This window comes from Vibrio sp. JZG10 (assembly GCF_054064075.1).
In genome coordinates this window covers 111,257-125,652 of the sequence record NZ_JBSUGE010000011.1, presented here as the reverse complement: position 1 = coordinate 125,652, position 14,396 = coordinate 111,257, and the positions used below count along the sequence as shown (strand labels likewise).

Here is a 14,396-nt window from a genome sequence, read left to right as displayed (position 1 = left end):
ATAATAAGGCGGCCAGAGTGCTACTTTTCGCAATCTGGTTTTTGCGTCACGATGTAATTCGTATCACTCGAAACAACCGCGCCATGTTTTAGGAAGTTTTTACCTAAAATCATGCTGTAATGGAAGCGACCACGGTCTTGCAAATTGACTCGGATCTTCTTCTCTAACTCGCCAAGCTTAACGTGCATTTCTACTACAGGTCGTTCGTTGGCCTTTTCTCCTTTTTTGGCCGTTATACGCATGACATCCACCACCTCACGGGTAAACGCCTTGGTCATGCCTAGATCGTTTTCATAAGTAAAACTCACCATATCTTTACCGTCTTTTTGAAAGCGCTTGATGTCCTTGGCATTAATCGAGCTCACGTCAGCACCAGTGTCCAATTTGACAGGGAAAGACATCCCTTCCACTTCAGCCACTTCGATATGACCGGCTTTGAAAAGTGGCCTTGCATCTAGTAAATGGTCGGCGCGAGTATTCAGCAGCACACCGCCTTTGGCGATATCATGACCAAAGACGAAAAATGGTTGCGTCTCGTCTTCATCTAGCACGTCGAGTGCAAATTCCATTGATGTCTCTTTGCTACCGAAAAGGAAATCGCCATCAACAACGGGACGCACAGTGCTACCCACTTTGAGCTTTTTCACCACAGGCTTGGTAATTTTTTCTTCTTTACCCTCATCGTTCATTAAATAAAACGTGACGGATTCATCCTTACCTTTTTCTGTTACTTCAAAGCCATTTACACGCAGTAATGGCGTTTTCACCGTAAACGTGGGGTAAGCAGGAACGGTATAACCATCAATGGTGACTTGTTCTTCCGGCGAAATCACGAGGGGCTTTGACTTGAGTGCGCTCTTGAACGTTTTTTCAACACCGCCCAATAGGTTTTCTCTGTCGGTATCAATCACAAAGTGTTGGCTCGCGACATCCTGACCCAAGCGAATTTGTGAACTGAACTTACTGCGGTCACGCAAATAGACTAACCAACGTTGAGTTTCGTTTTCGTCGATTTTCACTGGTAAGTAGACCAACGGACGCTCGCTCTTAGTGGTTTTCAGCATGCGTACCAAAGGTAACGTCATTGGATGGCGCTTGCCGTTTTCACCTTCTAGCGTGAAAGAAACTGCATTGTTCTTTTTATCAACCTTGATATCCAGTGCGTGAACGTTGGTGTAGCGGCTGGTGGTTGATATGCTGATCTTGTATGGCACGCCCTCAACTTCAACCGTCTCTTTTTTGCCGATCATTTTTGCGCTTGGTTGCTCTTGAAGATAGTCGTAGCCAGCAAATACCCACGCATTGTTATCGAGATAGGTTTTACCAATCAAGATAGGAGAAGAGAATTGCGTGCGCTTGGTCAGGTTCACTTCTGTATCAACGGTGTGGCCTGCAATCGTCATCGGCATTTTTATCGTCGGGCGTAAAATAGGCTTTTTGCTTGTTCGACTACGAATGGCGCTCACTCGCTCCAGATCATCGGTAATCTGTATTTCTTTTCCTGTGTAAGGATGAGGAACCGTAAAGCTCACCTTCACTTGATATGGTTTAAAAGTATCGGCATCCCACTTCGCCTTCGTCCCACCTAAATCATCGACAATCGCCCACAACAACTCGTTGTCTTTCAAGTTCTGGTAGTCAGGATGAGAGCTACTGACATGGATGTTCTCTGCATGCATAGACGTGGTGTCAGCACCAGTATCAATCTTGCCAATAAATGGTACCGCTTTTAGCTCTGGAATATCACTGTAGTAAACGCTCTCCACTCGTCCAAGCACCAACTTGTCATCAAGCTGATATACAGGGTCTTGTGTGGTTGCTGATATGGATTGTGCCCAACTAAGCGGGGCGACAAGTAAGGCACTCGTAAGCGCTAACGCCAAAGACATTTTTTTCATCATGATTATCCGTATAAGCCGAGGTACATTTAGTTATATCAATAACCGTGGATATAGGTTAGTCGATAGTTGCGGATATAAGTTCTCAATTTAATTACAGTTTTGACACAAATCTGACTGATGTCCACCAGCGCCCGGTAAATTTTTGTCTCGTTAATTTAAAACATTGCAAATTCTTCGAACGACCCCAATGTTCTATACAACCCAAACCGAATTGAAAGAGAAAACACGGATGAGCCAAGCTATCTGTCGTATGATTGCTCAAGAACTGAATGTTCGCCCAGAGCAAGTCAACGCCGCTGTCACCCTAATTGATGACGGTAACACCGTCCCTTTTATTGCACGTTACCGCAAAGAGGTGACGGGTGGCCTTGATGATACCCAACTGCGTACTCTGGACAGCCGTCTGTCTTACCTTCGTGAAATGGATGACCGCCGTCAAACCATTCTCAAATCGATCCAAGAGCAAGGCAAACTGACGCCTGAGCTTGAGCAAGAAATTATTCAAGCCGATAGCAAGACTCGTCTTGAAGACCTTTACTTACCTTACAAACCTAAACGCCGCACTAAAGGCCAAATCGCCATTGAAGCCGGCCTAGAACCGCTAGCTGACATGCTGTGGAATCATCCGCAAACCGAGCCAGAAAGCGAAGCAAGTAAATATCTTGATGCCGACAAAGGCATCATAGATACCAAAGCCGCCCTAGACGGTGCCCGTGCGATCATCATGGAACGCATTGCTGAAGACGCAAACTTACTGGAAAAAATCCGTAACCACTTAAATCGTAATGCGGAACTTGTCTCACGAGTCGTTGAAGGAAAAGAGCAAGAAGGTGAGAAGTTCAAAGATTACTTCAATCACAACGAACCGCTGAGCAAAGTCCCTTCTCACCGTGCACTTGCGATGTTGCGCGGCCGCAATGAAGGCTTCCTAACTTTAGCCATGAACGCTGATCCAGAGCAGGAAGAAGGTGCTCGCCAATCTTACTGTGAAACCATCATTGCCGACCATTATGGCGTGACGTTAAGTAGCGCACCAGCAGATGCATGGCGCAAACAAGTGATCAGCTGGGCATGGCGCATCAAAGTATCGATGCACATGGAAACCGAGCTAATGGGCGCAATGAAAGAGCGTGCTGAAATTGAAGCGATTGAAGTATTTGCGACTAACCTAAAAGATTTGTTAATGGCGGCGCCAGCAGGTCCTCGTGCAACACTTGGTCTCGATCCTGGTCTGCGTACCGGTTCAAAAATCGCGGTTGTCGATTCAACGGGTAAAGTTCTGGCTACGGAAACCATCTACCCTCACCCTCCGCAAAAACAATACGACAAATCAGCGCAAATCGTTGACCAGTTAGTGCGTAAGTACAACGTGGATTTAATTGCGATTGGTAATGGCACGGCTTCTCGTGAAACCGATGGCTTTGTCGCAGACGTAATCAAACGCGGCAACCTAAAAGTTCAGAAAATCATCGTCAGCGAAGCAGGCGCATCGGTGTACTCGGCCTCTGAACTCGCAGCGAAAGAGTTCCCGAATATGGACGTATCACTGCGTGGTGCAGTGTCGATTGCGCGTCGTTTGCAAGATCCATTGGCTGAGCTCGTGAAAATCGATCCGAAATCGATCGGTGTGGGTCAATACCAGCACGATGTAAGCCAATCTATGTTGGCAAAACGCCTAGATGCGATTGTGGAAGACTGTGTAAACGCGGTTGGCGTTGATGTGAACACGGCTTCTGCCGCACTATTAACGCGCGTAGCAGGCTTATCAAGCACCATCGCGCAGAACATTGTCGACTTCCGCGACAAAAATGGCCGCTTCGAAGCACGTACGACGTTGAAGAAAGTACCTCGCTTGGGTCCTAAAGCGTTCGAACAGTGTGCGGGCTTCCTACGTATTATGGACGGCAAGAACCCACTTGATGCTTCAGCAGTCCACCCGGAAGCATACCCAGTAGTCAAAGCAATTGCTGAGAAAAACAGCAAAGACATCAAGGCACTGATTGGTGACTCAGCATTCCTCAAAGGCTTACACGCTGTGGACTATACCGATGAACACTTTGGTGTCCCAACGGTTACCGATATCATCAAAGAGCTGGATAAACCGGGTCGTGACCCACGTCCTGAATTCAAGACCGCTACGTTTGCAGAAGGCGTAAACTCAGTTTCTGATCTAGAACCGGGCATGATCCTAGAAGGCGTGGTCTCGAACGTAGCCAACTTTGGTGCCTTCGTCGATATCGGTGTTCACCAAGATGGTCTGGTCCACATTTCTGCGCTGACTGACCGCTATGTTTCTGATCCACGTGAAGTCGTGAAAGCAGGTGACATCGTCAAAGTAAAAGTGATGGAAGTGGACGTACAGCGTAAGCGTATTGGTCTATCGATGCGTATGAAAGACGAACCGGGTCAAGATAACCGAAGCCAACGCTCTTCAGCCGCACCGCGTCGTAATGACCAAGCACAACGTCGTCAGCCTCGCCGCGATGAGTCTTCATCGAACAGTGCAATGGGCGGTGCTTTTGCGGCAGCGTTTGCTAAAGCGAAAAAGTAATCTTACCTAGGTTTCACTGCTAAAAAGAAAACGCTCCAATCAGTTCAATCTGCTTGGAGCGTTTTTGTTTGAGTAGGATATTGAGTCGTCATAATACTGCTATCACTTCTGACGGGGTATGGGGAGCGACTGCATGACCATAATGAAACTTGATCACCTTCCTGCGCTTTTCCATTAATCCTTCATTGATCGCAGCATCCAAAATGCGCTTTGGTAAGCGAAAACGAATTGCGTAGCCCTTACCTTGGTCTTCACTGTACGACTTGAGCGCAAGCAAACTAAAAAGCCGTTCTAGTGTATCTTCCGGCTCTTCTTGATAACGCGTGTCGACTTCTGTTTCCATGTCATAATCAGGATGCTCTGAAGGATCCCAAGAAGACTGACGTCGGCGCTTGTCATCGCCTTTTACTTTTCGCTCTGCATTGGTTTTGGCCAATGCGACCGTTGGCGTCACAGGCTCTCGGACTTTATTGTCGCGAGCTGCTTGTTCCGTCTGCACATTCACGGATGGGGCGATCAGTGGCACACTTACGTTGGTCGGTGACACAATCATTGCGAACCCTCCTCAGAGTCGCCCAACTCGTCAATATGGCTTAGCTTTATTGGCTAATAAAACCTCACCAACCTTTATATCGACCACTTTTTAAACAGCTTGAGCTTTTTCCGCTCGTATTTGATTAATCGTGAGCAAACTCTCGAATTTGGGCACAAAACTCGTCATGTTCAGTCATAAAGGGCGCATGAGAGGACTGATTGAAAACAAACTGCTGAGTATGAGGTAACTGTTCACTTAAATCATTCGCCACTTTAATCGGCACCAATCCATCCAAACGACCATAAAGACGCAGCATTGGTACAGAAAGAGACGTCAATGCATCGCGCAGGTCCACATCAGCAAGGATGTTTAGCCCAACCAACAGCGACTCAGGGTTTGGCTGAGGGCGCGACAGTACCGCTTGCTTGAGTTGTTTCACATCTTTGCGTGCAGATGGACTGCCCATCGCTTGCAACGCCATAAAGCGCTCAATGGTCAGTGAAAAATCTTCTAACAACTGAGAGGTGAACGCGCTCAGTACATTCGGTTGAATACCGCGCCAAGGCTTCTCTGCGGCAAATTTTGGTGAACTGGCGACGGTGATCAACTTAGTCACACGCTCGGGCATGTTTAATGCGACATGCGTCGCCACTAAGCCTCCGAGGGACCAGCCAAGCCAAATCGCTTTCTTTGGCGCACTTTGCACCACCAAGTTAGCAATATGGTCTAAATCTTCACCATGATGCTCGGCACTGTGTCCATAACCCGGAAGGTCAACAACATGAACACGGAAATCAGTTTGAAGTGATTCGACGGTTTGCTGCCAAACCGCGCCATTCATACCCCAACCATGTAGCAACACCAGATCAGGTCCTTCACCAAACGACTGCCAATGTAATTTCGTGCTCATGTTCTCAATCTCTCCCACTAATTTTATTCCCTACGCCATCAGCCAAGCGTTAGGCTGAGTAAAATATCACCATGAATAAGCGCTATGTTATCTCATCACTGGCAAAACATCATGCATCGCGTGTTGAGCAGTCAATGCGGTCTGTGTCGGTTCCCTATTCAAACACCAAACCACACGCATGCTCTGCGTTGGTGTGAGCACTGTTTACAGCACCTAACTCCAATCAAGCGATGCCAACGTTGCGGTTTAACGTTACAGAAAGAGGAGATGAGTACGGATAGTATTTGTGGTGAATGCCTTTCAGAACCACCGCCATGGCAAAGGCTATACACGTTAGGCGATTACGACTTTCCCCTTTCACGGGAAGTACAACGCTTTAAAGATCACGGAGAGTCTTGGCATGTAAAAGCATTAACCGAGCAACTGGCACAGCGCATCACCACGCCAGCTCCAATCATTACCAGTGTGCCATTGCACTGGCAGCGTTACCTGCGCCGGGGCTTTAATCAAAGTGATGTTTTAGCCCGACACCTCGCCAAGCAATTGCAGACCAATTTTGATGCGAAGGTCTTTCGCCGGGTCAGAGTCGCCCAATCACAGCGCGGCAATACCAAAGCGAGCCGTGAACAAAATCTAAAAGACGCGTTTGTTCTCAATAAGCGACCGCCATCTTCCCACGTTGCCATCGTCGATGATGTGGTCACCACAGGCAGTACCGTCCGACAATTATGTCATTTACTACTTGAAGTTGGCGTAGAAAGCATCGATATTTACTGCATCTGCAGAACACCTGCTCCTCGTTCTCTCTAGATCGCTTCGCCATGCCTTAGCATCAAAAAGACTAGACCCATACGTCAACAAGAGTAGAATAGCAGCAGTAACCTACAAATTTACTCGGGTATTCGTCGTGTCAAATATTACTATTACAGAAACTGCGCAAACGCATTTCGCTAACCTTTTAGGTCAACAGCCTGAAGGGACTAACATTCGTATTTTCGTTGTGAACCCAGGTACACAAAACGCTGAGTGTGGCGTGTCTTACTGCCCACCAGAAGCAGTAGAAGCGACCGACACTGAAATCCCTTACAGCGGTTTTTCAGCTTACGTGGATGAGCTAAGTCTGCCATTCCTTGAAGACGCTGAAATCGATTTTGTTACCGATAAAATGGGCTCTCAGCTAACGCTAAAAGCTCCGAACGCTAAAATGCGTAAAGTTGCGGACGACGCGCCACTGGTTGAGCGCGTTGAATACGTTATCCAAACTCAAGTCAACCCACAGCTTGCTGGCCACGGTGGTCACGTAAACTTGGTTGAGATCACTGAAGACGGCATTGCTATTGTTGCATTTGGTGGCGGCTGTAATGGCTGTTCTATGGTTGACGTAACACTAAAAGAAGGCATCGAGAAAGAACTGCTAAACCAATTCGTTGGTGAACTCACCGCTGTTCGTGATGCAACAGAACATGACCGTGGTGATCACTCTTACTACTAAGAGTAAATACGGTCAGAAAATGGGAGGCTTCGGTCTCCCATTTTTGTATCGATACTGAGGTAACCTTGAGATGCTTAGTTCTGCCCGTAAAATCCGCTAGAAACTCAGGCGGAGTTCTCATATATTAAGAATCTTACGCATCTCGTAAACGCCAACGACACCAAGGAGCCAGCGCCATGTCGAAACGGACCCCACCAGAGATACTCTCATGCCAAACGGTCGCAAAATCCAAACTGTTTGCCGTGGAAGCGCTCGACCTTCGTTTTTCCAATGGTGAACACCGTACTTATGAACGCATGAAGCCAAGTGGGCGCGATGCGGTGATGGTGGTTCCTGTGACTGAGCAAGGCGATTTATTACTGGTACGTGAATACGCCGCTGGGACTGAACGCTACGAGTTGGGCTTCCCGAAGGGGTTGATTGACCCAGGTGAAACCCCACACCAAGCTGCGGATCGAGAGTTAAAAGAAGAAATCGGCTTTGGCTGCAATCAGCTGACTCCGTTGAAACAAGTTATCCTCGCGCCGTCTTACTTTTCGAGCAAAATGACTCTATTTTTAGGACAGGCGCTTTATCCAGAGAAGCAAGAAGGCGATGAGCCTGAGCCACTGGAAATTGTGCGTTGGCCACTTGCGCAAGCCGAAGAGTTATTAACTCACATGGATTTCTGTGAAGCACGAAGCATCACCGCGCTAATGTTGGCACTGAAACACTTACCAAACACCACTCACAAACATAACCAATAACGGTCATGAGAACCGAATAATACTGTGAGTAAGGACTATCACTTATGCCAATGACAAAAGATCTATCTCACCTGCTTCCTCAAGTCATCGAAATTGCCCGTAGTGCCGGGCAAATGATCCTCGAAATATATGAAAAAAAACAGTACGAGGCCTACACAAAAAGTGACGAGACTCCGGTAACGAGCGCAGATATCGCGGCTCACAAGCTCATCACTGAACGCTTGAGTGAACTCACACCCGACATTCCCGTATTGTCAGAAGAAGACGCAGACATCAGCCTCGAGCAACGGGCTCAGTGGGAACGGTATTGGTTAGTCGACCCTCTCGATGGTACTCAAGAATTCATCGCTCGCAGCGGCGACTTTGCGACTATTATTGCACTGGTCGACAACAATAAACCAACCATGGGGGTCGTTTATGGCCCTGTCTCTGGCGTGACTTATTACGCTTATAGTGGCAAAGGTGCCTGGAAAATTCCCGACATGTCGGACAGCGTAAAAATCCATACGCACAAACACGAGCAGCCAGGGCAAAGCATCGCGATTGCTATTAGCCGCCGTCAAGACATCAATCGCATCACTAGCCGCATGAGCAGCGCTTGGAATTACGATTTAATTCCGCTCGGCTCTGCGGCATTAAAAGCGTGTCTTGTTGCAGAAGGCGCTGTAGATTGCTACCTCCGACTAGGCCCAACTGGCGAGTGGGACACCGCTGCGACACAATGCATTGTTGAAGAAGCGGGCGGACGTATTCTCAGCACGCAATTGGAGCCGCTGTCATATAACGAGCGGGAAACACTAGAAAACCCAAACTTTATTGTGCTTGGTGATGCGGATTTACCTTGGAATGAGATTTTACAACGCAAAGATTAAGCCCCTATCGGTAAAATTTAGAACACAAAATTCTAGCAATAGAAAGGCCACGAATATGTTCGTGGCCTTTTCTTTTTGACCTGTTTGTACAGCGTTAGGAGCATTTGGCCTACTATGTTCCAATCGCTTAAAGCGCTGAACACAAGAAAAACATCCCTTTTAAAATCAAAACCTTATAATTACATCCTATTGTCACCACGATCTTTGTACAGCGAATAGAGGGTTTCGCCTACTATGTTCCAAAAGCAAAAAGAGCTGCACAATCGCAGCTCTTTGAGAATTTTGGTTTTTGTCATGATAGGTTAGAAGCGACCTTGGTAATTAAACTCGTATTGACCTTGAGGGTTCGGCTTGCCCAACCATTTCAGTTGCTCACTCATGCTGGATGGGAACTCAGCTCCTGGCTTAAACCAGGCTTTGGTTGAGTATCGCTGATTAGGCATCAGCTCTGCCGAGAACGCCGCTGAGACTTGTTTACTGCTTTGCTCACCTGCAGCCGTCAACACACTGTCCTGACAGTTTAGATCGGCAATCACAGGACCGAGTTCTAGACTACCAACAGGACTTTGAATACCACTGGCATTCCATACTAAAGTGCCTTCACCATTCTTACACCAAGGCGCGGCATAAGTCGCATGACGAATATTTAACTCAAGTTGCCCATCAACGCCGACGGGAACAGGGAGACGTGCTTGCTCAACAACTTTTACTGCCGGGATCGAGGCAACTAAGTTTTTGGCATAAGGGCCATCACTCAAGCTATAGCCAACAAAACCGCGACCACGAACGTCCATTTCACTACCACGACCAAAGCGTACGGCAAACTCAGCTTTACCAGTTAGTAGACTCGACCACTGGAAATCCCAATTAACTTCTCCAAGGTTCTGGCGCTGCCAACGAACACTAGAAGCTTGACCTTGCCATACAGAGCCATTGGCCCCCTGAATGTCTAGTCCTCTCACGGTTGGTGCTTGCTGTAACACCCAAGAAACGGGTAACCCCATTAAAAGACTGACTGAAAAAAAGACGATAAAGATAACAACGTAAAGTACTGCTCGCTTCACCTTAACCTCGCTTAAACTGAAGGCGGTTCACATCAATCATGCCCGCTTGATCCGTTCGGTCGATATCTAAAAATTCGACTTCAATACCCTGTTGCTCTTTCAAGTAACGTAACCAATCCACCAGCTGATTAAACGCGAGTGGTTTGATCCACACCTGAACACTCTCATTGCGAGGTTGTACTCGAATCAACTCAACTTTATAACGACGGGCTGAAGAAGAAACCAGTTGATTCAACGGTTGGCTAGAGTAGCTCACACCGCTGCTTTTGCGCAGTGCAGTAATGCCATCCGCTTTATCTTGTACCCAAGCCAGCAACTGTTTTTCACTTTGAATACGTGATTGAGCTAGATCCGCACGTTGGCTCATTGGCTGTAGCAACCCCCAATAAATAATGCCGATAACGGCGATAGCGCCACATCCCATGACCAAACGCTGCTCACGCTGTGAGATGCTGCTCCACCAAACCTGAGCTTGAGAAATTAAGTTTTTCATCATCACCTCACAAACGCTTCAAAACAAAGCTGCCAACCACAACGTTATCGCTACGGTTCAGCTGTCCTTGCTCAACATTAAACTTCTCTGCCAATTTCACGCGAGCCTGCTCAAAAGGTTGGAAGTCTGAACTGCGAGCTTGAATTCGCACTTCGCCACGTTGACCATCATATTTAAAGCTGGTGATTTCCAAATCGCTGACCTGACCCAGTGTCGCGGGCAGTGCCGCCAACCAAGACAACATCGCCTGCTGACCGCCACCACCAGATAAGCGGCGCTCTTCATCATCCATTTGTCGTTTGAGATAACTAACGGTAGGAATTCGTCGTTTATTCGGGAACACCTGGCGGAAAATACGCTCACTCTCCTCACGATACGCTTGTGCTTGTGCTTCGTACTTGTGGACGACGAGCAACTGCTGCGCAACCATAACAACGATAAGCACGCCCGCAGCAATGGTGGCTTTTTGCCAGAGCTTCCAGTATTTCCCCCAAGAAGATTTAGGCTTGAAGATCCCGGTCAGCAAATTGACTTTGCTTTCTGTAACCCCCTTCGCCAGTAACCCCATGGTCATTTCTTCTGGCTGCGGCTCCCATACTTCAGGTAACGCAGATTCAGGGACTGAGCTATAGCAATCGAGCTTCCAACCTTCATGATTTTGTAGATAAGAAGAGAGGTAAAGGTCTAACCAAGAAGCATCGACAACCGCACCCTCTGTCGCTGAGTGACGAATCAACCATTGATCATCAAGCATCGCGGCACTGCTATGCTCTCCCTGAACAGGTAACGCAAGCACATCTGGCAAGATGCGTTTGATGGTGATGCCTTGGCTTGAAAAACGCTGCAATACGGTCTGAATCCAAGCGCGTTCAACAGCGCACACTTGCGCTTTATCCGCTTGTTTACCTAACACGGTAAAGTGAAGGCCATCAACGTCCTGCGCGACTTCATCTTCCACGAGGTACGGTAACATCGCGTCGAACTGACGTGTTGCGCCAGGCGGTATATCCACTTGCGTCAAGACCACATCATTACTCGCCAATAGCGCCACAACTTGGCGCTGACCTGCATAAGAGATCAACTCATCTAAGTGTTCCCATCCGGCGATTTCACCGCTGGCAATCACTTCCTGTTGATCTGTCGACCACACCACCCAAGGAATGGTACTTTGTTGTTCGCTACTCAGCCGAACGGTCAGAAACTCGCTCACTGATCCCTCCAAAACGACGGCGAACTACGGTCACCGTCTCTCTATTTGTACTTTGCAAAAGGCTTCGGATACGTACACGTGATTCATCCACCAACACTTGTGCATCCAATTCAAAAAAGGCGCTATCCACACCCAAATAGCCTTTGGCGTTTTTCTTTACATCTTCACTTAAGCCAGCCATTTCTGACTCTGCTAAAAATTCATCAATGCTATCCCACCCATCAAATGGGCGTTTTTCAATTAGCTGAATCGCATCACTACTGCTTAAGTTTGGTGAGAACATTGCCACCAAAATCGGAGCTTGCTCGACTTCAATCGTATTTACGTTTAAACGCCAATCATCACTCGGTAATGCGCAGATTAGCGGTTCCAATTTTTGGAAAATCTCACCACTCACCTGATAAACCGCTCGCAACTCGGTGGCATCTGCCATCCAGCCATTTGACGCTAAATACGCGGGTTTCATCGCTTCATATGTGCTGTCTTCGACCCCGGTTGTGGAGCGAACGGTGTCATCAGAATCAATGTATTCCCAGGTAGAGTCTGCAATGATTTCTGCCTGGTACGATTCAACATCCGATTCTTCCAATAAACGCTGCAGCACATTGACTAAATAAGGTCTTGCGATTTGCTGTCCCGTCGGTTGCACACGGCTCAATACATTGAGGTTAAAGCACGCTTGTTTGTCTCTAATTCGTCCCGCCGCTTGACCATAATCTAGCGGATAGACTTGTTCTTTTATTGCCCACGGCTGACTCATATTGATCGTATCGGTATCTTTGTAGCTTTGCTCGATACCGACTTTTGCCAACGCCTCTACCCCAAGGCTATACCAATACGCTTGCTGGTAGTTAACTTGATTGGCGCCCCGCTGAAACTGCAAAAACAAACGCTCCGACATACTGGCGGCAACTGTCGCCATAATCGCCAGTAACATCAGCACAATAATCAAAGCGACACCGCGCTGACGATTAACCATTATTGCTGCCTCCTGAACTTCCTTCTTTCTGACTCAATGTGCCATCAGGAGTCAGATAGGTGCGGGCAATCTCTCCATAATCTTTGAGAGTAAGGATCACAGAAACCGCTTTCGGTAGCGACTTTTCATCATCCCACTCTTTTTTCCATTGTTTACCATCGTAAAAACGCATATCAAACGATTCGACCTGCGTTAGTAATGGGGTAACGATGCCTTGTTGACCCACTGGCGTGTCAGGGTAGCGCCACCATACTCGTTGAAATGTTTCTTCTTTTAAACGATAGCCAACCTTAGTGACCTCCCCTCGGGGAAACTGCTGTTGAGGGTTGTGCCATCCTAAGCGAGCAAACATTAGCCCTTTAGTATCGGAGTCGAGCAAGTAATCTGACCAAAAAATCAGTTGGCTCGCGGGCTCTTCACCATTTGTCCGCGTTTGGCGCATCGCCATTTGACGAAAGTCATTATCCATCATCACCATGGCGCGCTGAATTTCATTTAAGCGCTGAGTTCGCTCTTGTGATAGTGCATTGCTGCGCTGCACTTGCGATACCACTTGATACGCGGCGACACTTAAACTGGCAAAAATGGCAATCGAGACCAGCACTTCAATAAGTGTAAAACCTTTTGCCAGTTGGCGCTTACTTGCGCGTGGATTCTTATTGCGCCACATAACTTCGTACCGTCACGACTGGGCTCGCGTTTTTCTCGAGCGCGACACTCACATCAAATGCTTTCAGCAATGGCTGCGTGGTGGCAACAGGCGTGATTTTCCAGTACCAAGTGCGCCCAGCCAGCTCTTCTGTGCCGTTCTTTACTTTAAGTTCACTGGTACTCAACATCACGTTGGCCATCTGATTATCCACAACCATGGCTGCAAACATTTTTTCTTCTAAATAACTGATCGTATTAATATGCTGGCTCACCGAGCGAATGACGCTGATGGCAGCGGTGGCGAAAATAGCCAGTGCGACCAATACTTCCAGTAGTGTCATGCCTCTCGTCCGGCGATGACTCCAATGTGGGCGAGCTTGCTTAGAATTGCGCATTCTCATCCTCTTTCACTTCTTCGCCCGGCGCTAGTAACAAGATTTGTCCACTTTCTTTGCCGATGACTCGCCAGCCGTCATTAAAGGCGTCACCATTTTGCGGAAAAAAAGACAGAGTAAATGGCGTAACTTCTGCACTGGAGAAGATAAACACTTGCGGTGGCTTAACTTTCTTTTCGTCGTCGTCTTCTTCAGCAAACATGTCTTCATCAAAAAGAGAGCCCGGTTTGAATAGGCGATCATCATTATCCCAAGCACCGCCACCTAGCTCGAGCAGTAGCGTAATGTCATCTTCCAACTTGGTTTTGCTCGGAATCTGCTTTAACTCCAGAGGCTGCCAACCTTCCGCGGTCAAACTCAGTAGAGCGTACGTTGATTTAGCGTCATCCACACGAACGCCAAAGTCTTTACCGCTTAGTACGGCTTCTTCGTTAAGCAGCTGTAAACGCTGAAAAAAGCTTTGAGCATACTGTTTGGAAAGATTTTTTTGGCTGGTCGGTAATGTCGTGATCACGGCCACTGCCGTGAGGGATAGCAAAACCAGCACCAATAGAATTTCTATCAATGTAAAACCGTTGTGTTTTCGCATTTGCTTCA

The 14,396-nt window shown here is 47.6% G+C and carries 15 protein-coding genes; 5 read left to right on the top strand and 10 right to left on the bottom strand.

Features of this window, described 5'->3' with window-relative positions:
- Positions 1–20 precede the first annotated feature (20 nt).
- Positions 21–1,901 carry an ATP-dependent zinc protease family protein gene (locus ACWYVB_RS13355; RefSeq protein WP_457529151.1) on the bottom strand — a complete coding sequence of 627 codons (1,881 nt, stop codon included), beginning with the start codon at positions 1,899–1,901 and terminating at the stop codon, positions 21–23.
- 229 nt (positions 1,902–2,130) lie between these two features.
- On the opposite strand from ACWYVB_RS13355, the gene ACWYVB_RS13350 reads away from it, so the two are divergent.
- Positions 2,131–4,452, top strand: coding sequence for a Tex family protein (locus tag ACWYVB_RS13350; RefSeq protein WP_457529149.1), 2,322 nt, complete (start codon positions 2,131–2,133; stop codon positions 4,450–4,452).
- An 88-nt stretch (positions 4,453–4,540) separates the two neighbouring features.
- On the opposite strand, the gene ACWYVB_RS13345 is transcribed toward ACWYVB_RS13350, so the two are convergent.
- The gene (locus ACWYVB_RS13345; protein ID WP_005379316.1) at positions 4,541–5,005 is read right to left on the bottom strand and encodes a hypothetical protein; all 465 of its coding nucleotides are present in this window, start codon (positions 5,003–5,005) and stop codon (positions 4,541–4,543) included.
- 124 nt (positions 5,006–5,129) lie between these two features.
- Positions 5,130–5,897 (bottom strand): pimeloyl-ACP methyl ester esterase BioH, encoded by a 768-nt coding sequence (gene bioH / locus ACWYVB_RS13340; RefSeq protein WP_237312143.1) that lies wholly within the window; start codon positions 5,895–5,897, stop codon positions 5,130–5,132.
- An 84-nt stretch (positions 5,898–5,981) separates the two neighbouring features.
- Here bioH and ACWYVB_RS13335 point away from each other — a divergent pair, with 84 nt between their 5' ends.
- The 4 genes from ACWYVB_RS13335 to cysQ all read left to right on the top strand — a co-directional run bounded on the left by ACWYVB_RS13335 (position 5,982) and on the right by cysQ (position 9,007).
- Complete coding sequence (locus ACWYVB_RS13335) at positions 5,982–6,707, top strand: ComF family protein (protein ID WP_457529148.1); 726 nt, start codon at positions 5,982–5,984, stop codon at positions 6,705–6,707.
- A gap of 97 nt (positions 6,708–6,804) precedes the next feature.
- A complete protein-coding gene (nfuA, locus tag ACWYVB_RS13330) occupies positions 6,805–7,389 on the top strand; it encodes a Fe-S biogenesis protein NfuA (protein WP_005394968.1) in 585 nt (194 codons plus the stop codon).
- 176 nt (positions 7,390–7,565) lie between these two features.
- Entirely contained in the window at positions 7,566–8,135 is a 570-nt protein-coding gene (gene nudE / locus ACWYVB_RS13325) for an ADP compounds hydrolase NudE (RefSeq protein WP_005394971.1), read from the top strand.
- A 44-nt stretch (positions 8,136–8,179) separates the two neighbouring features.
- A complete protein-coding gene (cysQ, locus tag ACWYVB_RS13320; protein ID WP_005394972.1) occupies positions 8,180–9,007 on the top strand; it encodes a 3'(2'),5'-bisphosphate nucleotidase CysQ in 828 nt (275 codons plus the stop codon).
- Between the two features lie 302 nt (positions 9,008–9,309).
- Here the strand turns inward: cysQ and ACWYVB_RS13315 are convergent, their stop codons facing one another.
- Genes ACWYVB_RS13315 through gspH form a run of 7 tightly spaced genes read right to left on the bottom strand, consistent with a single transcriptional unit; the run spans position 9,310 to position 14,388 of the window.
- Positions 9,310–10,071 carry a type II secretion system protein N gene (locus tag ACWYVB_RS13315; protein ID WP_104971139.1) on the bottom strand — a complete coding sequence of 254 codons (762 nt, stop codon included), beginning with the start codon at positions 10,069–10,071 and terminating at the stop codon, positions 9,310–9,312.
- Position 10,072: 1 nt separating this feature from the next.
- Positions 10,073–10,564, bottom strand: a complete 492-nt coding sequence (locus tag ACWYVB_RS13310) for a type II secretion system protein M (protein ID WP_005394974.1) — start codon at positions 10,562–10,564, stop codon at positions 10,073–10,075.
- Positions 10,565–10,571: 7 nt separating this feature from the next.
- Positions 10,572–11,774, bottom strand: a complete 1,203-nt coding sequence (gspL, locus tag ACWYVB_RS13305) for a type II secretion system protein GspL (protein WP_457529146.1) — start codon at positions 11,772–11,774, stop codon at positions 10,572–10,574.
- Positions 11,743–12,753 (bottom strand): type II secretion system minor pseudopilin GspK, encoded by a 1,011-nt coding sequence (gspK, locus tag ACWYVB_RS13300; protein ID WP_457529144.1) that lies wholly within the window; start codon positions 12,751–12,753, stop codon positions 11,743–11,745. The genes gspL and gspK overlap by 32 nt, the downstream gene beginning before the upstream one ends.
- Entirely contained in the window at positions 12,746–13,423 is a 678-nt protein-coding gene (gene gspJ / locus ACWYVB_RS13295) for a type II secretion system minor pseudopilin GspJ (protein ID WP_432602006.1), read from the bottom strand. Before gspJ ends, gspK begins: the two co-directional genes overlap by 8 nt.
- Entirely contained in the window at positions 13,410–13,805 is a 396-nt protein-coding gene (gene gspI, locus ACWYVB_RS13290; protein WP_031780439.1) for a type II secretion system minor pseudopilin GspI, read from the bottom strand. The genes gspJ and gspI overlap by 14 nt, the downstream gene beginning before the upstream one ends.
- Entirely contained in the window at positions 13,786–14,388 is a 603-nt protein-coding gene (gspH, locus tag ACWYVB_RS13285) for a type II secretion system minor pseudopilin GspH (RefSeq protein ID WP_457529141.1), read from the bottom strand. Before gspH ends, gspI begins: the two co-directional genes overlap by 20 nt.
- Positions 14,389–14,396: the final 8 nt, after the last annotated feature.